The organism is [Pantoea] beijingensis, from assembly GCF_022647505.1.
GTDB lineage: Bacteria > Pseudomonadota > Gammaproteobacteria > Enterobacterales > Enterobacteriaceae > Erwinia > Erwinia beijingensis.
The window spans coordinates 2407681-2432937 of record NZ_CP071409.1; the positions used below are offsets into that span (position 1 = coordinate 2407681).

Here is a 25257-nt window from a genome sequence, read left to right on the forward strand (position 1 = left end):
TTACCGCCGACATGACATCCTGTACTGTGTTCGTTAACGATCATCTTCCGGTGTCGGGATCTGCAACGTCATATTTAACAAGCCACGCGATTTATTAAATATTTTATTGCCATTCTCACGACCGGCGCGTCGAGCGCGCTGCTCTTCAGGTGAAAGCACTAATTCTTCCATACAAACCGGACTGCAGCAGTGTTGATATTTCTCAGCACAGCTCGGACACTGAATAAATAGCAGATGGCAACCGTCATTTTTGCAATTAACATGCGTATCGCATGCCGTTCCACACTGATGACAGTGGGCAATGACGTCGTCAGAAATCCTTTCGCCCATTCGCTCATCAAAGACGAAATTTTTGCCTTTAAACCGCACAGGTAATCCCTGTTCGCGCGCACGGCGTGCATACTCTATGATGCCGCCTTCAATGTGATAAACATTCTCGAAGCCATTGTGCTTCATCCATGCGCTGGCTTTCTCACAGCGAATACCGCCAGTACAGTACATGACGATTTTTTTGTCTTTTTCGCCTTGCAGCATATCTACGGCCATTGGCAACTGGTCGCGGAAAGTGTCCGCAGGGATCTCCCTCGCCCGTTCAAAGTGGCCAACTTCATATTCGTAATGATTACGCATATCAACAAATACTGCGTCAGGATCGTCCAGCATGGCATTCACTTCAGCCGCTTTCAGGTAGTTCCCAACATCGCTGGCATCAAACGCGTCATCGGCAATACCATCAGCCACAATACGTTCACGCACTTTCAGCCGCAGAACCCAAAATGACTTTCCGTCATCATCAAGTGCGATATTCATACGCAAATTATTTAATGCCGGATCAAATGCATACAAGGTTTGCTTCATCTGCGGATAAAGACTGGCCGGAACACTAATTTGTGCATTGATCCCTTCTTTGGCGACATACACGCGTCCAAATACCTTCAGCGCGACAAACGCCTGGTACAGTGCGTCACGGAAAGCCTTAGGATCTTGAATGGTAAAATATTTGTAGAAAGAGACCGTCGTGCGCGGCTCGGTTTCAGCCAACATGCGCGCCTTCAGCTCTTCATTGGAAACAAGGTTATGTAACACTGGCATGGTGTACGTTCCTTTCATGCAATAAGAGAGAAATTTTAGCGGCGACATGATACCTGATTTAAGGTTAATTAATAGCGCGAGGCCGGTTTTAATTACTCTCCATTCTGCTCTTTGCTCTGGCTGACCGCACATCCTGCCTTGACCTTTGCAGGATGATCAGTGCATAAAATTAGCGCCCTTACTATCACCACTGTGATTAAAAATGGAGAATCAGCATGAGTAAATTATTTACCCCCATGAAAATGGGTGGCCTGACCCTTGAGAATCGCATAATCATTGCTCCAATGTGTCAGTATTCTGCCGAAGAAGGTCAGGCGAGCGCCTGGCACCGTATCCATTTGGGTCAACTTGCCCTTTCTGGTGCAGGACTCCTGATTATTGAGGCTACAGCGGTTGAACCTGAGGGACGTATTACCCCGCAGGATTTAGGGCTGTATAACGACGCCGTTGAGAAGGCGTTAGCGCAAGTGCTGAGTGACATCCGAAAATACTCTACCATGCCATTGGGTATACAACTTGCCCATGCGGGCCGAAAAGCATCGACTGATATGCCATGGCATGGCGGTGGTTTTTTGCGCCCGGACCAGGGTGGCTGGCAAACATCCGCACCTTCCGCTATTCCGTTTAACGACACTGATGATGCGCCTGTCGCATTGACCAAATCACGCATTGAAGAAATAAAACAGGCATTCGTTGATAGTGCTATTCGTGCCGATCGCCTTGGGCTGGACCTGTTTGAACTTCACTCCGCGCATGGTTATCTTTTACATGAGTTCCTGTCCCCGCTCTCTAATCATCGCGATGATGAGTATGGTGGCTCTCTTGAAAACCGTATGCGACTGACGCTGGAAGTCTTTAGTGCGATACGCGAGGCGATTCCTGCACATAAGCCTGTTGGTGTACGCATTTCGGCATCAGACTGGGTCGATGGCGGCTGGGATCTTGAACAATCTATTGTGCTCAGCAAGGCACTGGAGGCTCTGGGGTCTGCTTACATCCACGTCTCCAGTGGTGGGCTTTCCCCGCATCAGAATATCAGTGCCGGCCCCAATTACCAGGTGCCTTTCGCACAGAGTATTACCCACGAAGTGGAAATCCCGGTGATCGCCGTCGGCTTAATCACCGAGCCTGAACAGGCTGAAGCGATTCTGGTTGAAGGTAAGGCCGATGCCATAGCGCTGGCACGCGGGATTCTTTACGAACCTCACTGGCCATGGCGCGCAGCCGCACGATTAGGCGCGCAAGTTAAAATACCGGAACAGTACCGTCGCAGCCAGCCACATGATCTGAAAAACCTCTTCAAATCATAATCCTGTGCGCTGCGAAGACTTTTCGCAGCGCCTTTTTATACGGTTAACGCCTCGCATTGACGTCGAATCTCTCAGATAAAAAGTCGCTTATTTCAGTGTGCGTTAAAAAAATGGCACAATAGGTCATAATTAACAGGAATGAGGACCGCGATAATGGCGACCTCAAAATTAGACGCTGGATAAAAATGACTCAGTTGCCAAAATTTTCTCGCGAATTAATGCATCCTCGCTATTGGTTCACCTGGCTTGGGATTGGCATACTTTACCTCGTTGTACTCCTGCCCTATCCGGTTTTGTATCACATGGGGTGCGGGCTTGGCCGCCTTTCGATGCATTTTCTTAAACGTCGTGTTTATGTGGCGAGGCGCAATCTTGAGCTTAGCTTTCCCGCTATGCCAGAAGCCGAGCGAGAGGCAATGGTCGTACGTAATTTTGAGTCGGTCGGTATGGGCCTGCTGGAAACCGGCATGGCCTGGTTCTGGCCTGACTGGCGGATCAAAAAGTGGTTTGCCGTGAGCGGATTGGAACATATTGAGCAGGCGCATTTGGAAAAAAAAGGCGTGTTGTTAATCGGTATGCACTTTTTAACGCTGGAACTTGGCGCAAGGATATTTGGTATTTATAACCCCGGAATTGGCGTTTACCGTCCCAACGATAATAAGCTTCTTGACTGGTTGCAGACCTGGGGACGAATGCGTTCCAACAAAAGCATGCTGGATCGCAAGGATTTGAAAGGCATGATTCGGGCGTTAAAAAATGGTGACATCATCTGGTACGCTCCTGACCATGATTATGGCCCGCGCAGCAGTGTTTTTGTACCCTTTTTCGGTGTACAGAAAGCAGCCACGACCAAAGGAAGCTATGTTCTGATTCGTACGGGTCAGCCTGCAATCATTCCTTTCGTTCCGCGGCGCCTTCCTCATGCCAAAGGCTACGAAATGGTTATCCTGCCGGCAGTTGCCGATATGCCGCTGGATGATGAGATCACCACGGCAGCCCGGATGAATCGCGTTGTTGAAGAGGGGGTATTAATGGCGCCCGAGCAGTATATGTGGTTACATCGCCGTTTTAAAACACGTCCTGACGGCGAAACTTCCCTCTATTAGCATTCTTGCCTACCTCTCACCGAACACGAATAACGTCCCGGAATTTTGCTATGGCATGCAGCCGGGACATTGATTATCGTCCATTTCATTTATCTTCCCGACATCGCACTCAGCACGCGTGGAAGATACAGGCATCGGTTTACCTATAGCTTGGGCTCACCGCATCCATACGCTATAAATTTTGACACGACTTTCTCTCTCATCTGACTTGCAACTTTTATTATAGCGACGACACTTAACGAGTGCTGGTGGGCTGTCACAATGGCCCTCGCCCGTTACCCTCTCTAATAGTGTGAATCGATAGAAGCACCGAGCATGTTACATGCCGAAAATACAGTAAATATGAATAAGGAGAATATTCATGAGTATGTACACGACACTGGAAGAAGCAATTGACAGCGCACGTGAAGAGTATCTGGCAGCTAATCCCGATTTAGAGGAAGAGGAAGCGTCTGTCGCGCAATTCAACCTGCAAAAATATGTGATGCAAGACGGCGATATTATGTGGCAAGCCGAATTTTTTACCGATGAAGGTAGTGAGGGCGAATGTTTGCCAATACGCAGCGGTGAAGCGGCACAGTCCATCTTTGACGGTGACTTTGATGAAGTAGAACTGCGGCAGGAATGGCAAAAAGAGAATACGCTACATGAATGGGATGAAGGTGAGTTCCAGTTGGAACCGCCAGCTGACAGCGAGGAAAGCCTGGCTGCAGCCGGAGAGTGGGAAGATGATAATAGCGATTATGAAAACGAGTGAGATTCTACGCTAATTATAAGGGCCATGCCCTGCGTCAACCGGCAATAGCAGTGTGTCGGCTAACGCTGATAGTGGTACATCTATAATGGTCAGAAATCGCCAGGGTGTATCACGTACATCCCATTGTACACCGGGATAATATTGATTACCGTGTCCCTGGCCGGGCACGGTCCGACTAATAATGCTGCCACACCCCGTCAGCATCGTCATGCAAATACATATTATACCGAGGCGATACCCTTTTCCCATCATGCGACTTCTCATCTGTAATTACGTTCAATACTTTATTTTATCCTGTACACGATGACAGGCAACGCCGCTATCTTTCTATGTGCGTCGGCACGCATGGCAATACAAGTTTCAAAAAGAAAGGCGGCATCGCTGCCGCCTTTCGCTTATTTCGCTGATGGTAACGCCAGCGGATTAAGTTTCAATGCCTGATAATGCTCAACCCAGTCATGATACTTATCGGCGTTCTGCCACAAGCGGTAATGCATACGCGAGAGCGTTACCGGATCGCTGAGCAGCGTCAGGCGCTGTTCGCGATCAAGTTTGGTTGGCACATCACTTAGTGCCTGCTCAACACGGCGATCGCGGGCATATTCCAGGAGATCGCTTTTAAGGTGACGAGACGTTGCCATCGCACTCGCCAGCGCATTAAAAGAGGGATGGAATAGCGCATGCATAAAGCCATTTTTCAGTGCGCGCTCACGGTTCTGTTGCAGATAGGTATCGGTATCTAGCAGCTCTTTTGGTGGATCATACTCTTCCGGGATCAGGAACAGTTTAGCCCGTTTTGATGCCAGACCCAGCGTCGCACGACTGGAGAATACCGAAACAAACGGTGACAGAATCAGCGAGAAAACGATTGGAGCCAACCACCAAAGGAAGTTGAGATCCAACCATCCCATTCCCGCCGCCCAGACGATACCTAATAACATCTGTGAACCATGCCGTGCAAACGCTTCACTCCAGGGTGTTGCATCGTCATCACGCTGTGGTGAATTCCACACCACTTCCCAACCGAGGAATGCGCTCACGACAAACACTGTATGGAACAGCATGCGTACGGGTGCCAGCAGCACCGAGAACAGCATCTCAAGGATCAGCGAGAACAACAGGCGTATCGCGCCACCATAAGCTTTCGCCCCCTTACACCAGATCAGCACAACACTCAGCAGTTTGGGTAAAAATAGCAGCACCAACGTAGTTGAGAACAGCGCGATCGCCAGTTCAGGCCGCCATTGTGGCCATACGGGGAAGAGCTGTCTTGGCTGCAGGAAGTATTGTGGCTCCATTAAGGTATGCACGACCTGCAGGGCTGTCGATAGCGCGAGAAACATAAACCACAGCGGCGCAGAAAGATAGGACATCACACCGGTCAGAAACACCGCGCGGTGCACCGGGTGCATACCTTTCACCAGAAAGAGCCGGAAGTTCATCAGGTTGCCATGACACCAACGGCGATCGCGTTTTAGCTCATCCAACAGGTTAGGCGGCAGCTCTTCGTACGATCCTGGCAAGTCATACGCGATCCATACGCCCCAGCCTGCACGCCGCATAAGCGCGGCCTCAACGAAGTCATGCGACAAGATGGAGCCCGCAAACGAACCTTCTCCTGGCAGCGGCGCCAATGCACAGTGTTCAATAAACGGTTTAACGCGAATGATAGCATTATGACCCCAATAGTGGGATTCACCCAATTGCCAGAAGTGCAGGCCTGCGGTAAACAGCGGACCATACACTCGCGTGGCAAACTGCTGGCAGCGCGCATACAACGTATCCATTCCCGATGCCTTTGGCGAAGACTGGATAATCCCCGCATTGGGATTGGCTTCCATCATGCGCACCAGACCGGTCAGGCACTCACCGCTCATCACGCTATCGGCATCCAACACAACCATGTAGCTGTAGTTGCTTCCCCAGCGACGGCAAAAGTCATCGATATTACCGCTTTTGCGCTTCACACGGCGGCGACGGCGGCGATAGAAGATTTTGCCTTCGCCACCAACGTCTCGCACCAGTTCCATCCATGCCTTCTGCTCGGCTACCGCAATATCAGCATCGTAACTGTCGCTCAGAACATAAACATCAAAATGTTGCTGCTGCCCGGTACGCACGACAGATTCCCAGGTCGCACGCAGACCCGCGAATACACGTTCCACATCTTCGTTGCAGATAGGCATAATTAACGCGGTGCGATGCTCCGGGTTAATCGGCTCATTGCCGGTCGTTGAATAAGAGATACTGTACTTATCCTTGCCAATCAGCAACTGCAGGAATCCCATCAGCGCGGTCCAGAAACCGGCAGAGACCCAGCAGAAAAGGATAGCAAACAGGAACAGGATCCCGGTTTGCAGTACATAAGGTAAAATCTGCAATACCGACTGCTGCCAGTTCTGATTGATCATATCCATGGGATCAATCAACGCCCACCCTTGATAAGGGAGGATTGTTTTCATATACCAGGTCGCAATGACCGTTTGTAACAGCGTTAAAATAAGCAGTATATAGCGTCGGATAGAACCAACATGTCGCCAGTTATCCTCGGATTTCTGCTCTTCCGCGCTGGCATAGCGATGGGTTGTTTTACGGCCACGCAGTGAATCCCAGGCACGAGCGACCGGATTGGTACGCCAGGCTTCTGGGAACATCAGCGAGCGCTTTACCGGCGGCATCGCTTTAAGCGTGGTGCGATCCAAAGCATCTTTGTCAAACTGTTCCCCATCCGCTATAGCGTCTTCCCATGTCATGCCAATACGGGATCTAACCGACTCTAACGGTGCGTCATCAGGACGTGATTCAACCGGGCCGCCTTGGCCCAGTTGATGATGCAGTTCGCTGTAAACTTCCGCTTGCTCATCCTCTGCAGGTAGGGCGTGCTGAAGTGCTGCTTTATCCTCAACAGAAAGGGGCAGCGTATCGATATAATCTGCGGGTGTAACGATAGACTTATTCATTGGCAGGCAACTGATAGCTCCAGGTTTCCGTCAACGTTTTATCGCCATTCACTAATGCGGCGCGCATCTCGGTAGCCTGCTTGTTATCTTTCACTCGCAGACGTAACACTAAGCGCCAACCTTTAGTCACGGGATTGTAACGTACGCTTTGCTCCACGACTTCACCGTTCTCACCCACACTCACCTGTGGCGTGACCGGCGTGTTGCCAGGGAGCGCACTCATTTCTGTACCGACAAAGTCAACCAGAAAAGCGATGGTTCCATCCGGTTGACGCACCAGGTTGGATTGCTTCACGTCACCCGTTGAACGTAAGGTGCTCTTCACATAGGCCATTTCCGGTGAATGCAGTTGATCCTCATCCCGAGTAAAATGCAGACGATATTTGAAATTCATCTCTTTACCCGGATCTGGCAACGCTTCAGGTGTCCAGAAGGCAACGATGTTATCGTTGGTTTCGTCCGCCGTTGGGATTTCCACCAGCTCAATGTGTCCTTTGCCCCAATCGCCCTGTGGCTCAACCCAGCCGCTTGGTCGCTGATCATAACGATCGTCAAGATCCTGGAATTGCTCGAAATTACGTCCACGCTGTAACAGTCCGAATCCTTTCGGATTTTCCACGGTATAAGTACTCACCGCGAGATGCTTCGGATTATTCAACGGCCGCCAAATCCACTCACCATTACCTGCATGAATAGAGAGACCATTCGAATCGTGCAGCGCCGGCCGATAGTTGACTACTGACGATGGCTGATTTGGGCCAAACAGGAACATACTGGTTAATGGGGCAACACCCAACTTACCTACTTTGTCACGCAGGTAAACTTTGGACTGCACATCCACCACGGATTCCTTACCCGGATTGATGACGAAACGATAAGCACCCGCCGCGCGTGGCGAGTCCAACAGCGCGTAGATCACCAGGCGTTTATCCTGTGGTTTCGGGCGCTCAATCCAGAACTCTTTAAAACGCGGGAATTCTTCGCCTGAAGGCAGTGCGGTATCAATCGCCAGGCCGCGTGCGGAAAGGCCATAAACCTGACCCGCCCCGATTACACGAAAATAGCTGGCCCCCAGGAAACTACTGATTTCATCTTTTTTATCTTTACTGTTCAGTGGATACAGCACTTTAAAACCGGCATAACCCAGATTTTTAACCGTTTCCGGATCGTGTTTAACATTACCGAAATTAAAATAGTCCGGGTTATATTTGATCTCACGTACCGTTGTCGCCGTAACTTCGTTCAGTTTCACGGGCGTATCGAAATACATGCCCTGATGATAAAATTCAAGCTTGAACGGGGTTTTCAGCTTGCTCCACCAGGCCTTATCATGGTTGAACTGAATTTGTTGATAATCCGCAAATTTCATATCACGCAACTGGGAAGGCAGGTTGCTTTTTGGCGCTTCAAATCCCTTCCCTGCTAAATCTTTTGCCTGCTTAGCGACATCATCAATGCTAAAAGCCCAACTCGAACTTGCATACATGGACAGTAAAACTGCTGCGCTAGCCCAGCGCAATTTCATCAGTTTTGGTTTATTTTTCATTTTAATCAGCACATCCCCCCCTTTCGTGTGCTTAAATCAATCCTATCCATACTAATGGATTATTCAGGTTTCCGACAGCCTGACAGCGATTTTGTTCCTCTATTTTGGAGGTTTAGACGCCGATTTTTCAGGCGCTTAGACGATACGGATTTGGCTGATAGTATTACCCGATATAATAAAGATAGAGTAAGCCTGTGGCTTTAGCCGGATTCAGGGCGAACCCGGTGTGTTAAACGTATCAATCACTGGATAATTATGAGTACAAAAACACAGCAGCGTGAATATTTTCTCGATTCGATTCGAGCTTATTTGATGTTATTGGGTGTGCCTTTTCACATGTCACTGATCTACTCCAGCCACCAGTGGGCAGTTAATAGCACCGAACCCACGCTATGGCTGACAATATTAAATGACTTTATCCATGCCTTCCGCATGCAGGTATTTTTTGTTATCTCGGGCTACTTTTCCTACATGCTCTATCTACGCTATCGTCCCGAGCGCTGGCTGAAAGTACGTGTAGAGCGAGTTGGCATTCCCATGCTTACCGCAATACCACTGCTGACGCTCCCACAATTCTTTATGCTGAAGGCATGGACCGCGACGGCCAATGGCTGGAGTGGATTCTCACTGTATGAGAAGTTCAATACCTTGGTGTGGCACCTGATCTCGCATTTATGGTTTTTGCTGGTCCTGGTGATTCTGACTAGTCTTGGGATGATTTTGTTCAGATTTCTACGTGATGGACATCGTAGTACGAAGGCTAAGGCAGACTATTCCGACCTTTCATGGGGCCGGCTCACCCTTGCCTTTCTACTATTTAGTTTCGTCTGGGGCGCGATTCGCCGGGCGACTTTTATTTTTCAGCCGAATCTGCTGATGGACGGGCTGTTCAACTTCGCCGTCATGCAAACCCTGTTTTATCTGCCTTTCTTTATGCTAGGGGCTATGGCATGGAAATATCCGGCGATTAAGGCACTCTTTGTGAAGCCTACGCCCTGGACTTTTATTGGTTCGGCTCTGGCTTTTGTCGCATATCTACTCAATCAGCGCTATAGCGTGGGCGAAGGCTGGCTTTATGAAATTGATACGATAATTACCATGCTCATGGGCCTGTGGATGGTTAATGTCGTCTTTACGCTGGGCCATAAAATGTTGAATTCACATTCGCCACGCGTCACTTACCTGGTGAATGCCTCACTCTTTATCTATCTGGTTCACCATCCGCTAACACTGCTGTATGGTATTTTTATTACCCCCGTTATCAACAATGATACATTGGGATTCTTTGCTGGTTTGTTATTCGTTTTCGCCATCGCGTTTATGTTGTACGAAATCCATTTGCGCATACCGCTGTTACGATTCCTTTTCTCAGGAAAACCACAGGCTACCCATCATGCGTAGGATAAACCGGTTATAGCCATCCGTTGCTGAGTGCAGCGTGGCTGCCGTTACAGAAACCTGGGTTATCTCACGCACAAGGGTTTCTGCTTACAGCAGCCACTCTACCGGTAACCGCCATACTAATCGAACAAGCAGGCGCTGGATAAAGCGCGTTCTCGGCTCGTGTCTGTGGACCATTTCCCCTGCTTCGCCTTCATATTCGACCCAGTTTATCCGTCCCCATTTATCGAGCCTCAGTTTCCAGGCACGATCGCGCATACGTTCGACAAAGCGCTGGTGTACGGAAGTCGCCAGGGTTTCACTCTCAATAAGAAAGCCCATTTCGGTATTGAGTACCGCAGAGCGTGGGTCAAAATTAAACGAACCGATAAAAACCTTCTCGTTATCCACGCTGAAGGTCTTCGCATGCAGGCTCGATCCTGAATTACCGGTCAAGCCACGATCGTGCGGCATATCCTGGGCATCGCCGTGGGGCTTTAACTCATACAAAGTAATGCCGTGACGCAGCAACTTTTTCCGCCATTTAGCATAACCGGCATGCACCACAGAAACATCATTCGCTGCCAGTGAATTGGTCAGGATGGCAATTTTCACCCCACTACGCACCAGCGAAAGCAGCTGCGCAACCCCCGCACGCGTTGGAACAAAATAGGCGGAGATAATATCAAACTGCTGTTGCGGCCTCCCCAAAAGCGCCATCATGCGTTGAGGCAGCATCGTTGAGGTTTTAGCACGTCCTAATCCTTTACGCGGATCGTCACTTAATAACCGCGTACGTGCCCAAATAAGCAGCAGTTCGCCACTTTCCAACTGTGAAACAAATTGCGAGGCATTAAGTCGGGACAGATACTGCTGCACTCGGGGGCTATCACGCCAGTCCTGCGGTAAACTCACGGCAAAATGGGTATTATTTGTTTCTTCGTCAACCACCGAATTCAATGGCGAAACAGCACGGCTGTGCCAGTAGCGCTCAAAATCGCGTGTGACCTCTTCGACAACCGGCCCAATTGCCAACACATCCAGATCGGTAAACAGAGGCTCATCCCCGGTGCCAAAATATTCATCCCCTACATTACGTCCCCCCACGATGGTTGCCACCCCATCGACGGTGAAACTTTTATTATGCATGCGCCTATTTAGTCTCGCAAAATCCGTGAGATAACCAAGGGCTCGCAGCGTGCGGAATGAAAAAGGGTTAAATAAGCGGATTTCAATATTAGGGTGGCGATTTAATTCACTTAGCGTCTCATCCAGCCCCATCGTGTTGTTGTCATCCAGCAATAAGCGGATAAACACGCCTCTTTCAGCTGCTGCCAGCAGGGCACTGAACAGTAAACGTCCGGACATATCGTTTTGCCAGATGTAATATTGCACATCCAGCGTACGTTCAGCCATTGAGGTCAATAAGTAGCGAGCCGCAAAAGCATCCATTCCATCAGACAAAGGATGCACACCACTAACATGGGGATGTCTGTCGGTTAGCGGCGTTATGGCACGAGCAAGACGCGTCGCGCTAAGGTGATTATCACAGTCAGCCGCTTGAGTCATTATGATTCCTGTTATCCGGTAATACAGCGGCGTTCAAAGGTTATCAGTATCTGCTTCTGCTTTATTCGTGATGATTATCATACGACTCATCCGATTGCCGCGATTGAGCAAATCAAAATGAAACGTGTCGTTCAGGAGCGGGAAGTTTGGCTGGAATCCATGTAGCAGGACTGCACGTCTACGCTTTGTTCAGGAGTATGGCGGACATCAGAAAGCCAGGTCATAGTAAACAGAAAAACCACAGTAATCAGACAGGCAGAGAGTAAACCAATGAGCGCAATGAGCTTATCATCTCTGTTTTCCATACTTTTTCTCCTTTTAAACCGTCAACTGACACCGGGATAATTTTCAACTCATCCACAACGTGATCGCCAGGACGAAGATTATAAGAGTAAAAGAGGTCACTGCAAGTACCACGATCGCAAACTGGGCATCGTCGAGCGGTTCACGCCGCTGCTTTTCTGGCTCTGGAGGCGTCTGATTTTTCATTTTTTCATAGCGAGTGACAGGAACTCAGCGAGTTCAACAAGAAAAATAACCGCAAGCAAATATAATAAGTTGCATCAATGAACGGTTAACATACTGATAACGTACCCAATGATACCCATGCAGCACGATACATTAAAAACCATTTATTATCATAATGTTATGCGAAATTAAATTAATCGGCGCAGTACGATATTTCAGCCTTAACTCTTAAATTTATCATAGTAACCTATCGAAATAAATTAACCAGGTGGGAGTGCCGCGGCTTTCAATACATCCGTTTCGAGCACGCGTAGCCTCTCGGTGCTTTGACCGATTACGAGCGTAGACTATAGAGAGAAAAATGCCAGGAAACTTTAGAGATAAGTTTTTATCAAAAAAACATCAAAGGAGGATCAATCTTCGTAAATAAGCAGACAGACAGCGTCCACGACGTCCTGCACGGTACGGACGGATTTAAAGATTTCTGGCGTGATTTTTCGCCCGATACGCTTCTGCAAATGTACGACCATATCAACGGCATCAATACTGTCGAGGTCCAAATCTTCATACAGCCGTGATTCAGGCTGAATATGACTGGCATCAATATCAAACAGTGCCACCAGTAACCCATTGACTTCCTGATATATTTCTTGTTTTTTCATACCAGACTCATTATGTCAATTACCAGAAATGCATGCTAAGCGCCTGCCGATAAGTAAATATATCATCGCATACTTGACCGCTATATGGCGCTAAAGGCTATCGGATTTAGCTGTATTTACGTCGTCGATCAAGGTTTCCATCCACCGCCTAAAGCACGATAGAGATCAATTTGTGCAAGCAGCAGGCTATTTTTCAGTTGTACAACGCTAAGTTGAGTGCTGAACAACGTACGTTGGGCATCCAGCTCATCTAAATAGGAAGCATAACCGTTTTGGTAACGATTACGGGCAATACGTAACGCTTCGCTAACGACTTCTTCCTGTTTCTTCAACTCGTTAAGTTGCTCCTGGGTTCGCTGGATAGCGTCCAGATCATCATTGACCTCGCTGAAAGCGTTACGCACCACTTTCTCGTAGCTATAAAGCGCCTGATTACGCGATGCCATGGATACATCTACCTGGGCCGTTAACGCCTCACGATTCAACAATGGCGCAAGCACGCTGCCGCCGACACTCCACAACCGAAAAGGGTTTTCAGCCAATTGATGCAGCACCGAACTTTGCAACGTGCCGCTGGCCGTAAGGTTGAGCGAAGGTAGCAGTTGGGCTTTTGATGAAGCCAGCGTTCGATCAGCAGCCAACAGCAGGCGCTGCGCCTGCACGATGTCCGGCCGGCGTTGCAATAATTCGGAGGGCAAAATTGAGGGCAGCGGTTGTGGAATGATCGCTGCAAAATCACTTTTACGTGAGATATGACGCGGGTTCATCCCAACCAAAATACTAAGTGCATTCTCCTGGCGGGTAATTTGATGTTGCAGCTGAGGAATTTGCGCCTTTGCCGTCTGATATTCAGATTCGGCCTGTACCCATTCTAACCTGGAGGTATATCCCATCTCATACTGGCGTTTCGCAAGATTCAGCGAATTATTCCTTGAAGCGAGTGTTGCTTGCGTAACCCGCAGCTGTTCGTCCAGCGAACAAAGTGTCAGATAACCCGAGGCAACCGACGTCGCCACCGTCAGCTCAGCCGCAGAAGCCGCCGCACGCTGTGCTTCCAGTGAATATCGGGCCGCGCCGATACTGTTGCTCCGCGCCCCCCACAGATCAACGTCGTAATTAGCCTGGAGCAATCCGCGAAAAACAGTGTTTTCAATTGGCAACCCGCTGGCAGCAGATAGCGTACGCGCACGCGTCGCACCCACCCCAACATCCAGAGTCGGATAGTTATCCCCCTGCGCAGCGCGCAGTTGGGCGCGATATTGATCGACACGAGAACGCGCTATCAAAATGTCCGGATTATTACGCAACGCCTGAATCACCAGCCGGTTCATATCTTCTTCGCCAAACGCTCGCCACCAATCCTCCTCAGGTGCGGACATTGGCCCTATCTGATTACGCCACTGTGGGGGGATTAGCAGGGAATCCGGGGCCTTATCGACTTCCGTAGCGCATGCTGCCAGCATCAGCGGGAGCAAAAGTGCCAACAGACGTTTCCGTATACGCATTACGGTGCCTCCCGTTCGTGCGTACCGGAAGTATCAATATTGAGTTCAACCGACATACCCGGACGTAAACGCGATAAATCGTCGCTGGTAATTTTAATTCGTACCGGGATACGTTGGGCAATTTTGACAAAGTTACCGGTAGCATTGTCAGGCGAAATAGCACTAAACTCAGAACCTGCCGCCGGAGAAATGTATTCAACTTCCCCCTGAAAAACGTCGCCATTAAGTGCATCAACCGAGAACGATGCAGGTAAGCCAGGTCGGATGCGCGCCATTTGAGTTTCTTTCATATTAGCAATTACCCACCGCTGCGCTGGCACCAGCGACGTTAGCCGCGTACCCGCGGTAACATAAGCGCCCTGCCGTACCGCAATCTGTCCCAACTGACCATCACGTGGGGCGATAATTTTGGTATTATCCAAATCAATACGCGCCAACTCCAGTGCTGCCTGAGCACTGGCCACATCTGCCTCCAGCGACGCACGATTGACGATGACTGTTTGCAGGTCCTGGCGTGACACATCAAGTGTTGCTTTCGCCTGCTGAACATCCGCGACCGTTTGACTGTTACCTGCACGTGAGGCGTCGCGCTCACGTACCGACACTGAACCATCAGCGGCCAGGTTCTCCACACGCTTCAGGTCCAGTCCGCTTTTTATCGCCTGGGCATTGGCATTTTTGAGGGCCGCTTCATTTCGTACAATCACAGCCTCGGCGCTACGCCGTTGCTGAATGATGTTGGCCAGCGCTGCTTTTTTCATTTCTAATTGCGCCTGAGCCTGATGTACGCGTTGTTGATAGATACGATCGTCAATTGTCATCAGCACATCACCTGCACGTACGGGCTGAAAGTCGAGTGCATTCACAGTGGTCACATAACCATTTACCTGAGGACTGATAAAGGTAACCTGACCGCGTACATAGGCGTTCTCTGTACTTTGCACCGCGCGAGTGAAAGGCCACAGCTGCCACGCATATAAAATAACTAACACCCCAACGATAGCGATACCGCTACCGACAGCGATCGATAAAATGCGCAGTTTATTATTCCTCTCGCGCTCAGAGGCCTGCACTTGTTCATGCTGACTCATCGTTTGTCTATGCCCGCTTCAGTTGTTGCAAGGTTATGTTGTTCCGCCGCCTGACTGTCACGTTTTGCCTGCTGCCAGTTGAGGTAGCGTAGACGTGTTAAACGCCATAACACCCACATTAGTGTCGCCAGCGCCATGGCAGCCGTCAGTAAATAGGTATCGTTCCAGGCGAGTACATTGGCCTGTAGGGTGGCAACATTTTGCAATTGCACTACGCCTTGCGCTGCGCGCAAGGTTCCATCGCCAATTAGATCGTTATACATCGCTCCGTATTGATTGAGCCGCTCGGTCACATTGGGATCAAGAAGAGACAAGCGGTCGCCAAGATGACTTGAGTGATATTTCTCACGCCATGTCTGGAAAGTCCCCAGTATCGCCGATCCAATTAACCCCCCAAGATTCTGGCTCATGCCGAACAACACCACAAAGCTGACAAGATTTTTCGGTTGCGTAACAACACTACCGACACCTAACAGCATCGCTGGTGCCAGGAAAAAAGCGCTACTGAAACCAAGCAAAAACTGGCTAAAGTACATATTGGCAGGACGCGTTAATGGGTTGGAGTGCGCATCCAGCAACGAGGCAACAATCATAACCAGCAACGACATGACGATCGGCCAACTGAGATGCGTCGGTTTGATAGTTAACGCACTGCCGACAATACCTAAAATCACACCGGCAATAATCGCCAGTGACAGCCCCTGTAGCTGATCATTTTGCAAACCAACCTGCTGCAAAAATCCAACGGCACCCGTGTTTTGCTCAGCCAACACCACTCGCATCATGATCATAACCAGCCCAAGGCGAATAATGGCGCCGCTCCCCAACCAATGGGTATTGATCAATGGGTTAACACGATTATGTTCAATCACCACCGCCGTCACCACCAGCACTAACGCAATAGCAAGACAAACCCCCAACCACGGTGTGGTAAACCACCACTCAATGCGTCCAAGCGACAATACGCCACAGATCAGCGCCATTCCCGGCGCCAATAGAATAAAGGTGATAAAGTCCATTTTTTCAAACACTTTATTGCGATCGCTCGGAGGTAATTTCACCAGCAATACGCCGCCAAGAGCAATCAATGCCAGCCCGAGTTCAAACAGATATAATCCACGCCACTCGTTAATTTCTAACAATTCTGACGAGAACAGTCGCGCGAGTGGGATAGCCAGCTGTGAAGCACAAATACCAATCGTCAGCGCTTTAAGGCGATGTTTTGCTGGCCAGGCCTGGATTTGATAATAGATGCCAAGTGAACTAAGCGCTGCGCCGACCATACCATGGGCAGCACGTACCACAATTGCCGAGCTGAGATCGTTGGCAAAAAGATGGAAAAATGCCACCAGTACGTAGAGCACTAAAAACGCTTCGGTAAAAATACGCAGACCAAACTGCTGGCGAAACTTCACGAGCAGCAGGTTAATAGAAATGTTTCCCATCACGTATACGGCGGGTAACCAGGCGATTTCATTTGAATAGATCCCAAATGTGCCTTGTAAATTAGCAAGATTCGCGGTCACCAGCGCATTGCTCAGGGACCCCGTAATCGAAATCAACAGGCCAAGAATGCCAAAAGCAATACGCTTATTGTTCGAATGAATCGGCGTCGACGGCGAACCCGGCAACATCGGTTTTTCATGGGGTAGCCACTCGCGTGGCGCATATGGGTTGCGCTTCGACACGTTACATTACTCCCGTGGACGTCAGTATCGGGGTAACACGTGCCGAGTCATCGCCGTCCAGCTACTCAGGCTAAATACGCCATCTTGCAGGCGTGGTTCAATCACACGGTACCCGGCTTGTGCGCTTAAAGACGGTAATCGCGAAAAGTTACGTTCCCGGGAATCCAAAATGTTGCCCCCTAATCATTAGATAGCTGAATAAGTGCGAGCGTAATTATTATACGCATCGGGTAAAATCGATGGGAAGAACGTAACGCTATTATCGTAAAATATCCTTAAGTATATGAGTAAGTTTGGCGCATCCCACAAATAAAAATAAAAAAGATACGGTGCTCAAAAAACAGCGACCAACAAACCTGCGATCGACGAAATGATGAAGATAAACGGGTACACTCAATACCATCCCCTGTTGATGTTTATTATCGCTCAACATGGTATTTACCCTATATGGCTTGCAGATAATTGCTGTTAAGCCCACTCTTTTGGGATGTTTTATGATGATAAACTCTGTTACGAAAGCATATTGTCACCCTCCTTTCCTTGCCCGTAATGTAAAACCAGCGATGTACCATTCTGTTGAGATCGACTTATCATGACGCGTTATCCCATGTTTGGTCCGCAACAGTTGCTCAGCTTTGTTGCTGTTTGCGAAACGGGCAGCTTTACTCGTGCCGCCGATCGCGTATTTCTTTCGCAATCTACGGTAAGCCAGCAAGTGCGGCGCTTAGAAGAAAGTGTGGGCAAGGCACTCCTTGAACGCTCATCACATCAGGTTTTGTTGACCGAAGAAGGCGAAAAGTTGCTGGGGTACGCACGGCGGATTATTGCGCTTAATAGTGAAGCACACGATGCTTTAAGCGATAGATGGCGCGATGGTGTTGTACGTTTAGGCGTGCCTGAGGATTTTGCCGCACTGACGGCCCCCCTGCTGGCCGAGTTTAGCCGCTCTCACCCCCATCTGCGACTTGATGTCTCCAGCGGACTAAGTAATGAATTACGCAGTGCCTGGCAGCGAGAAGAGTTAGATATTATTCTGATCAAGCAGACCGACGGTGAGAAACCGAAGGCGTCACGCGCCGAACCGCTATTGTGGCTGGACAGCGCCACATGGCCTGCCTTCGAAGCATCACCGGTGCCGCTGGTGCTTTTCCCTCTTAACGGGCTTTACCGCGAAGCGCTGTGTCAGGCACTGGATGCAATGGGCCGCAGTTGGCGAATCAGTTACAGCAGCGCCAGTCTGGCCGCGCTGGTCGCGGCCAGCGCTTCCGGTTTAGGGATTACTCTTCTCCCTGCCAGCTGCCGCCTGCCTGAACATCGGGTGTTGGGTGTGGAAAGCGGCCTGCCTTCCATTGATAATGTTGAACTGGCGCTGTTTTATCGCGATAACGCGACTCCTGCTCAGTTGGCGCTGGCAGAGAAATTACGCCAGTTTTGCCAGTTATCCTGAGCAGTGGAATTTCCACTGCTCAGGAGTGGAAAATATCACAGCCGTCCAGGACGGCATCTTTTATGGTGAAACGGCAGTATATACCCTGAAAAAATCACGTTACGCCATTGCAGGCTGCATTGGCGCTGCGATGAACAGGATGGGTATATCCCCTTTCCGCTCGTCACATAAAGGACATCGAAGTGCAAAACCCTCAACAACAAAGCCGCAGAAGCTTTCTGTCAAAAACCGCAAAATTGACCGCCGGTGGTGCCCTGGTCGCCTCTGGCTTTGCCTCCGCCGCCTCTTCCGCCCAGAGTACCGCTGAACAAAGCCCTGATACGGATAAAATGACGAAGATTGATGCAACCCACTATCTACTCCGTAATGTGCGTCTGGAAGAAGGGTTTGAACGTGAAGGCGATATCGTTACTGGAACCCAGACCGGGCTGTATAATGTCGAAATCAACGCGGGCAAAATCGTCGCATTCAGTCCGGTGAAAAGCGGTGACACGCCATTACTGCCGTCTTTTGATGCCCAAGGGCTGCTGCTGCTGCCTGCCACTCGTGATATGCATATTCACCTTGATAAAACGTTTTATGGCGGCCCGTGGGAAGCGCCGCGTCCACGCAAGGGCAAAACCATCATGGATATGATTGCTCGCGAGCAGATTCTCATCCCACAGTTGTTGCCAAAATCTGTTGAGCACGCGGAAGCGATTATCGGTTTACTGCATTCCAAAGGAACAACCGTGGCCCGCAGCCACTGCAATATCGATCCCGTCAGTGGCCTGAAAAGCCTTGAGCACCTTAAGATCGCCTTAGAGAAGCATCAGCAGGATTTCAGCTGTGAAATAGTCGCCTTTCCACAGCATGGCTTACTGCATTCAAAGGTTGACGGGCTGATGCGTGAAGCGATGAAAATGGGTGTACAACACGTTGGCGGACTGGATCCGACCAATGTAGATGGCGACATGAAAAGATCACTGGATGCCATGTTCCAAATCGCACTAGATTTTGACAGAGGCGTTGATATTCACCTGCACGAAACGACACCTGCCGGGGTTGCAGCGATTAAATATATGATTCAGACCGTGGAACGTAATCCGCAGTTAAAAGGTAAGGTGACGCTGAGTCATGGTTTTGCACTTTCAACACTGAGTGGTTCAGAACTGGATAGCGTCATTAACGGCCTTGCTGAGCAGCAATTTACCCTGGCCTCAACGGTCCCTATCGGTAAGCTGGCTATGCCATTGCCCCAGTTGAGCGAGAAAGGCGTATTTGTCATGACCGGTACCGACAGCGTCATTGACCACTGGTCACCTTTCGGAACAGGTAGCATGCTGGAAAAAGCCAACCTTTATGCACAACTTTATGGTTACTCAGACGAATATAGCCTCACCCGTTCACTGGCAATCGCCACTGGTAACGTTCTGCCGCTGGATGAAAACGGCAAGCGCCAGTGGCCCGCGGTCAATGATGATGCGGAGATGATATTAGTAGAAGCCAGTTGCTCCGCTGAAGCAGTCGCGCGCGTTTCACCGGTTAAAACAACCTTCCGTCAGGGAAGAGTGGTCTTTGGCGGGTTACAGAAAATCTGAATCCCATTAGTGGCCGTTACGGCAAGAGATATGAACAAGGCCCATGGAGGGGCCAAAAGTCACAGCCCCGGTGAGAATATCTCGCCGGGGAAAGCGTATCATTTCTTTTCCCCCACGATTATTATATCGCCCGAACCCATTCCCTGTGCCTGTTTGAGAACTAAATGGACGTCATCAGTATTATTATGTCAGCGGGGAAATCCTCCGTTAATGTCGCACTTTATACGCTGTTACCGATTATGGTCGTCATGCTAATTATCATGAAATACCTTGAGGTTCGCGGCGTACTGGATGTGGTTGTCCGCTGGATCGCGCCGTTGCTCAGACCTTTTGGCCTAACCGGAATGAGCGCTTTCGCGATGATTCAAATAAATTTCGTTAGCTTTGCGGCTCCGTTGGCCACATTATCGATTATGGACAAACGCGGCGTCTCAGACCGGCAAATGGCCGCAACTCTCGCGATGATTTTTGCTATGGGACAGGGTAATGTCTTCTATCCTTTGACGCCTTTTGGCCTGCATTGGCTGGCGTCAATCATCATCTCTGTTATCGGTGGCCTGTGCGCGGCGGCTGTGACCTGGTACTTTAGCGGCCGTAAGCTATCCATTGCGGAGAACGCGCGTGCAGAAGAGTTGCCAAATGCGGAACAAAATAGTCAGGGGCTGATTTCCGTTATTAATAGCGCAGGTTCCGATGCGATTCGCCTTGCACTCGGCGCGGTACCGATGCTGATCCTGTCACTGACTATCGTCGGTTTTGTTGAGGCCGCGGGCCTGATTGATATGCTCCAGCGCCTGCTGATGCCGCTATTGTTGTGGTTGCATGTGCCGCAAAATTTCGTGCTTCCCGCACTGGTAAAATGCGTAGCCGGCGGTACCGCCTATTTCGGGGTTATCTCTGAATTGATTCAACAGGGTAAAGTCACCGTAAGCCAAATTAACGCCTCCGCCGGATTGCTTATCCAGACATTCGATCTTCCCGGAATTGGCATTTTTCTTGGTATCAGCTCGCGCTTTGTACGCCTGTTTCGTTTTGCTGTTCCTGGTGCTATGGTCGGCATTCTGATTCGGTCCGTTATACATATGACGCTATTTTAACGCGGCAGACAGGCCGATATCGGATGTGCAGAGTAAATACCGCATCCAGCTACATCTTGTGAGAGATGCAAAGAGAGTTTGCCCTTCGATGGCGGTTTGCAACACATTATAAAGCCATCGAATTCTCCCGAGCATCGGACGCGGCAAGGGTGGATAAGTGGTAAATCGGTAAGAATAAAAACAAAAAAACCGCCCTTGGGGCGGTCACGACATTACTGCTAATTGCTTGTTTTTATTTGGTATAGAATATGGTGCCCGGGGCGGGACTTGAACCCGCACAGCCATAAGGCCGAGGGATTTTAAATCCCTTGTGTCTACCGATTTCACCACCCGGGCAGGGTATAAAGTGGAGGCGCGTCCCGGAGTCGAACCGAGGTAGGCGGATTTGCAATCCGCTGCATGGCCACTCTGCCAACGCGCCTTAATACTGCTTACCTTTTCAGGTTGTTATCAGATAAGGTTCTGATAACAAAATCTGGAGCGGGAAACGAGACTCGAACTCGCGACCCCGACCTTGGCAAGGTCGTGCTCTACCAACTGAGCTATTCCCGCTTCGTCAGCAAAATCTTCGAACTTGCTGATTTACTTTATCTTATGGCGCCTTAGCTGCCGTTCGATGCGTTGCATTCTACTGACCTGAAGAAATGAGTCAATAAAATTATCCTTACTTAGCATCTGTTTGCTGCTTTTTAAATCGCATCGATCATCGTTCAAGCAAATCACCGCGTGCGGCGCTCAAATACTGGAACATTGACCAGAAGGTTAGCACCGCTGCGATATAAAGCGCGATGACACCGATCCCTTCTACCATGTTGTCCGGGCGCCACAGCAAAGCGAACAACGCTAACATCTGCGCCGTTGTTTTCACTTTACCAATCCAGGAGACTGCTACGCTGCTACGTTTGCCAATTTCAGCCATCCACTCACGCAGTGCAGAAATAATGATCTCACGAGCAATCATGGTGGCCGCCGGTAAGGTAATCCACCAGGAGTGAAAATGTTCGGCCACCAGAACTAACGCCATCGCCACCATCACTTTATCCGCAACGGGATCAAGGAAAGCACCGAAGCGGGTACTCTGGTTCCAGCGTCGTGCCAGAAAACCATCAAACCAGTCGGTTACGGCTGCTACGATAAAGATCAATGCGCAGGCCAGCGGAGCCCAATGGAATGGCAGATAGAACGCCAGTACAAAGAACGGAATAAGAATAACGCGAAACAGGGTGAGCCAAGTCGGTATATTAAATTGCATATGCTACGGTAACTGTCTGGCCAGAGTAGGATTTACCTGTATGTTCCTACATTGCCGCTGGGTATTCAATGCTAGTGTTTCAGTGAATAGAAGATTTTTTCCGCAAGTGCGTGTGAAATACCGGGCACATTCGCAATTTCATCGACGGTAGCGCTCATCAGAGGTTGCAAGCCTCCCATGTATTTAAGCAGCTGCTGACGGCGTTTTGGACCAATACCCTCGATAGATTCCAGTGCGCTGGTATTCTTCACTTTCGCACGTTTATTTCGATGCCCTGTAATTGCATGATTGTGAGAGTCATCACGAATATGTTGAATCACATGCAGGGCAGGCGAATCCGGCGGCAGAGAAAAGCCCTCACCTTCTGGCTCAAAAAAGAGTGTTTCCAGCCCCGCTTTGCGGTCGCTACCCTTCGCTACCCCTAATAATATCGGACGCTGCTTATCCCATGGAACATCCAACTCGGCAAAGACAGTTTTTGCCTGTGCCAATTGGCCTTTTCCTCCGTCAATCAGGATCAGATCAGGAATTTTACTCTCTTCCAGCGCCTTACCATAACGACGACGTAGCACCTGATTCATCGCTGCGTAGTCATCTCCGGGCGTTATACCGCTGATATTATAGCGGCGATATTCAGCACGCACCGGTCCGTTACTATCAAACACCACGCAGGAAGCGATAGTTTGTTCACCCATGGTATGGCTGATATCGAAACATTCCATTCGATTGACGGTCGGTAATTTAAGCATTTCCGCCAGTGCCTTCAGGCGTTGGTGAATGGTAGATTGCTGTGCCAACTTTGTAATCAGAGCCGTCGCCGCATTGGTTCGCGCCAACTTGAGGTAACGAGCACGATCGCCGCGAGGCTTACTTTGAATGTTAACGCGCCGCCCCGCCAGCTCCGTAAGAGACTGAGCCAGTAGATCACGTTCAGGCAGGGAAAAATCCAGCAAAATATCGGATGGTAAGCTGCGCGCTTCACTACCCTGCAGGTAAAATTGCCCGACAAAGGTTTGTACCACCTCGGCCAGCTCCGTTCCACCCGGTACTTTGGGGAAATAGCTACGGCTGCCTAACACCTTACCCTGCCGGATAAACAGGACATGCAGACAAGCCATCCCGGCATCAAAGGATACGCCAATGACATCCAGGTCCTCACCTTGATTGGAAACAAACTGCTTCTCCGTCACGCGTCGTACCGCAAGAATTTGATCGCGCAGCCGCGCCGCCTCTTCAAACTTCAATTCATTACTCGCGGCTTCCATACGGCTAACCAACAAGTTCAACACCTGGTCGTCTTTCCCTGAGAGGAATAGACGCACGTATTCGATCTGTTGTGCATACTCCTCTTCACTGACCAGACCTGCGACACAGGGCCCCAGACAGCGGCCAATTTGATATTGCAGGCAGGGCCGTGAACGATTGCGATAAACGCTGTTTTCACACTGACGAACCGGAAATACTTTTTGCAATAGCGCAAGCGTTTCTCGTACCGCATAACCATTTGGAAATGGGCCGAAGTATTCGCCTTTAGCATGCTTAGCACCACGGTGCATCGCCAGCCGAGGATGCGTATCGCTGCTCAGAAAAATATAGGGGTAGGATTTATCATCACGCAACAGCACGTTGTACCGCGGCTGATAGAGCTTGATATAATTATGCTCCAGCAGCAATGCTTCCGTTTCAGTATGCGTGACGGTAACGTCAATCTGATTGATGTTACTCACCAGCGCTTCGGTTTTTCGGCTTCCCACATTACCGCGAAAATAGCTGGAGAGACGCTTTTTCAGGTCTTTGGCTTTGCCTACATAGATGACGGTGCCTGCAGCATCATACATCCGATAAACACCCGGCTGGCTGGTAACTGTCTTCAAAAAAGATTTGGCGTCAAACACATCACTCACTGCTGATCAACGACTCCGCATTAAACATGCCATGACGAATGGCTAAGTGGGTTAACTCAACATCACCGCTGATATTCAGCTTGCTGAACATCCGGTAGCGATAACTGTTAACGGTCTTCGGGCTGAGGTTTAGCTGTTCGGAAATTTCGGTTACCTTCTGTCCCTTAGTGATCATCAGCATAATCTGTAGTTCACGCTCAGACAAACAGCTAAATGGCGATTCCGCTTTTTGTGGTTCAATCTGGCTAAGCGCCATTTGTTGTGCGATATCAGAGGCAATATAGCGTTGCCCCGAATTAACCGAACGAATCGCATTCACCACTTCCTGCGGCGCAGCACCCTTGCTCAAATAGCCAGCAGCACCCGCCTGCATAACTTTGGCCGGCAATGGATTTTCGGTGTGGATAGTCAGCATGATGATTTTGATATCCGGATTGAAGCGCACGATCTTTCGCGTTGCTTCAAGCCCACCAATGCCCGGCATGTTCATATCCATCAGGACAACATCGACGTTGTTTGAACGACACCATTTAACCGCATCTTCACCGCACTTTGCTTCGCCGGCAACCAGAATGCCTTTGATATCTTCCAGTATGCGGCGAATCCCTGCGCGTACCAGTTCGTGGTCATCAACAAGAAGAACGCTGATCAAAGAGATCTCTCCAGAGTAGTCGAAGCTGAATTAGGACAAACGGCTAAAAATTAGATAACCGATGGTACTCTTTTTTGCCTCGGGAATGAACAACATTAATGCAGGAAACGTCCTGTATAATTTCATTTACACGCAATGATAATTAAAAAGAAAAGACATATTACGTGACTTTAATGGCGCAAAAAAATATC

Annotated in this window: 20 protein-coding genes and 3 tRNA genes; 7 read left to right on the forward strand and 16 right to left on the reverse strand. The window is 49.6% G+C overall.

Translation table 11 applies throughout. The features are described 5' to 3' along the window. Nucleotides 1-33: 33 nt before the first annotated feature. Nucleotides 34-1092 (reverse strand): oxygen-dependent tRNA uridine(34) hydroxylase TrhO, encoded by a 1059-nt coding sequence (gene trhO, locus J1C60_RS10915; RefSeq protein WP_128177531.1) that lies wholly within the window; start codon nucleotides 1090-1092, stop codon nucleotides 34-36. Between the two features lie 215 nt (nucleotides 1093-1307). On the opposite strand from trhO, the gene J1C60_RS10920 reads away from it, so the two are divergent. The 3 genes from J1C60_RS10920 (at nucleotide 1308) to J1C60_RS10930 (ending at nucleotide 4265) form a co-directional block, all read left to right on the forward strand. After that, complete coding sequence (locus tag J1C60_RS10920; protein ID WP_128177533.1) at nucleotides 1308-2402, forward strand: NADH:flavin oxidoreductase/NADH oxidase; 1095 nt, start codon at nucleotides 1308-1310, stop codon at nucleotides 2400-2402. Nucleotides 2403-2587: 185 nt separating this feature from the next. Continuing rightward, complete coding sequence (locus tag J1C60_RS10925; RefSeq protein ID WP_128177535.1) at nucleotides 2588-3508, forward strand: Kdo(2)-lipid IV(A) acyltransferase; 921 nt, start codon at nucleotides 2588-2590, stop codon at nucleotides 3506-3508. Between the two features lie 361 nt (nucleotides 3509-3869). Then, complete coding sequence (locus tag J1C60_RS10930; RefSeq protein ID WP_128177537.1) at nucleotides 3870-4265, forward strand: MysB family protein; 396 nt, start codon at nucleotides 3870-3872, stop codon at nucleotides 4263-4265. A gap of 9 nt (nucleotides 4266-4274) precedes the next feature. Here the strand turns inward: J1C60_RS10930 and J1C60_RS10935 are convergent, their stop codons facing one another. From J1C60_RS10935 to mdoG, 3 genes are all read right to left on the reverse strand, one after another. Next, complete coding sequence (locus J1C60_RS10935) at nucleotides 4275-4517, reverse strand: YceK/YidQ family lipoprotein (protein WP_128177539.1); 243 nt, start codon at nucleotides 4515-4517, stop codon at nucleotides 4275-4277. 143 nt (nucleotides 4518-4660) lie between these two features. Then, nucleotides 4661-7225 (reverse strand): glucans biosynthesis glucosyltransferase MdoH, encoded by a 2565-nt coding sequence (gene mdoH, locus J1C60_RS10940; protein ID WP_128177541.1) that lies wholly within the window; start codon nucleotides 7223-7225, stop codon nucleotides 4661-4663. After that, entirely contained in the window at nucleotides 7218-8753 is a 1536-nt protein-coding gene (mdoG, locus tag J1C60_RS10945) for a glucans biosynthesis protein MdoG (protein ID WP_182611433.1), read from the reverse strand. Before mdoG ends, mdoH begins: the two co-directional genes overlap by 8 nt. A 273-nt stretch (nucleotides 8754-9026) precedes the next feature. Between mdoG and mdoC the strand changes: the two genes are divergently transcribed. Next, on the forward strand, nucleotides 9027-10172 hold the full coding sequence (gene mdoC, locus J1C60_RS10950) for a glucans biosynthesis protein MdoC (RefSeq protein ID WP_128177545.1): 1146 nt from the start codon (nucleotides 9027-9029) through the stop codon (nucleotides 10170-10172). Nucleotides 10173-10259: 87 nt separating this feature from the next. On the opposite strand, the gene J1C60_RS10955 is transcribed toward mdoC, so the two are convergent. From J1C60_RS10955 to J1C60_RS10980, 6 genes are all read right to left on the reverse strand, one after another. Then, nucleotides 10260-11720, reverse strand: a complete 1461-nt coding sequence (locus J1C60_RS10955; protein WP_128177547.1) for a phospholipase D family protein — start codon at nucleotides 11718-11720, stop codon at nucleotides 10260-10262. Nucleotides 11721-11851: 131 nt separating this feature from the next. Beyond that, nucleotides 11852-12025 carry a hypothetical protein gene (locus J1C60_RS10960; protein WP_164877290.1) on the reverse strand — a complete coding sequence of 58 codons (174 nt, stop codon included), beginning with the start codon at nucleotides 12023-12025 and terminating at the stop codon, nucleotides 11852-11854. A gap of 576 nt (nucleotides 12026-12601) precedes the next feature. Continuing rightward, entirely contained in the window at nucleotides 12602-12850 is a 249-nt protein-coding gene (locus tag J1C60_RS10965; RefSeq protein ID WP_128177549.1) for an acyl carrier protein, read from the reverse strand. 128 nt (nucleotides 12851-12978) lie between these two features. Beyond that, nucleotides 12979-14355, reverse strand: a complete 1377-nt coding sequence (locus J1C60_RS10970; protein ID WP_182611431.1) for an efflux transporter outer membrane subunit — start codon at nucleotides 14353-14355, stop codon at nucleotides 12979-12981. Further along, complete coding sequence (locus J1C60_RS10975; RefSeq protein WP_128177551.1) at nucleotides 14355-15446, reverse strand: HlyD family secretion protein; 1092 nt, start codon at nucleotides 15444-15446, stop codon at nucleotides 14355-14357. The genes J1C60_RS10970 and J1C60_RS10975 overlap by 1 nt, the downstream gene beginning before the upstream one ends. Next, nucleotides 15443-17134: an MFS transporter gene (locus J1C60_RS10980; RefSeq protein WP_128177553.1), complete on the reverse strand. Its 1692-nt coding sequence runs from the start codon at nucleotides 17132-17134 to the stop codon at nucleotides 15443-15445. Before J1C60_RS10980 ends, J1C60_RS10975 begins: the two co-directional genes overlap by 4 nt. 592 nt (nucleotides 17135-17726) lie before the next feature. Here J1C60_RS10980 and J1C60_RS10985 point away from each other — a divergent pair. The 3 genes from J1C60_RS10985 to J1C60_RS10995 all read left to right on the forward strand — a co-directional run bounded on the left by J1C60_RS10985 (nucleotide 17727) and on the right by J1C60_RS10995 (nucleotide 21258). Continuing rightward, complete coding sequence (locus tag J1C60_RS10985; protein WP_128177554.1) at nucleotides 17727-18581, forward strand: LysR family transcriptional regulator; 855 nt, start codon at nucleotides 17727-17729, stop codon at nucleotides 18579-18581. Nucleotides 18582-18763: 182 nt separating this feature from the next. Beyond that, complete coding sequence (locus J1C60_RS10990; protein WP_182611430.1) at nucleotides 18764-20161, forward strand: amidohydrolase family protein; 1398 nt, start codon at nucleotides 18764-18766, stop codon at nucleotides 20159-20161. Between the two features lie 164 nt (nucleotides 20162-20325). Next, complete coding sequence (locus J1C60_RS10995) at nucleotides 20326-21258, forward strand: nucleoside recognition domain-containing protein (protein WP_128177558.1); 933 nt, start codon at nucleotides 20326-20328, stop codon at nucleotides 21256-21258. Between the two features lie 249 nt (nucleotides 21259-21507). On the opposite strand, the gene J1C60_RS11000 is transcribed toward J1C60_RS10995, so the two are convergent. The 6 genes from J1C60_RS11000 to uvrY form a co-directional block, all read right to left on the reverse strand. Further along, nucleotides 21508-21594: transfer RNA gene (locus J1C60_RS11000), tRNA-Leu, on the reverse strand. A gap of 11 nt (nucleotides 21595-21605) precedes the next feature. Next, nucleotides 21606-21679 (reverse strand) — tRNA-Cys (locus J1C60_RS11005). A gap of 55 nt (nucleotides 21680-21734) precedes the next feature. Further along, nucleotides 21735-21810 (reverse strand) — tRNA-Gly (locus J1C60_RS11010). Nucleotides 21811-21961: 151 nt separating this feature from the next. Further along, the gene (gene pgsA, locus J1C60_RS11015; protein ID WP_128177560.1) at nucleotides 21962-22510 is read right to left on the reverse strand and encodes a CDP-diacylglycerol--glycerol-3-phosphate 3-phosphatidyltransferase; all 549 of its coding nucleotides are present in this window, start codon (nucleotides 22508-22510) and stop codon (nucleotides 21962-21964) included. A gap of 71 nt (nucleotides 22511-22581) precedes the next feature. After that, a complete protein-coding gene (uvrC, locus tag J1C60_RS11020; RefSeq protein WP_128177562.1) occupies nucleotides 22582-24414 on the reverse strand; it encodes an excinuclease ABC subunit UvrC in 1833 nt (610 codons plus the stop codon). Continuing rightward, nucleotides 24407-25066 (reverse strand): UvrY/SirA/GacA family response regulator transcription factor, encoded by a 660-nt coding sequence (gene uvrY, locus J1C60_RS11025; protein WP_128177564.1) that lies wholly within the window; start codon nucleotides 25064-25066, stop codon nucleotides 24407-24409. Before uvrY ends, uvrC begins: the two co-directional genes overlap by 8 nt. Between the last annotated feature and the right edge of the window lie 191 nt (nucleotides 25067-25257).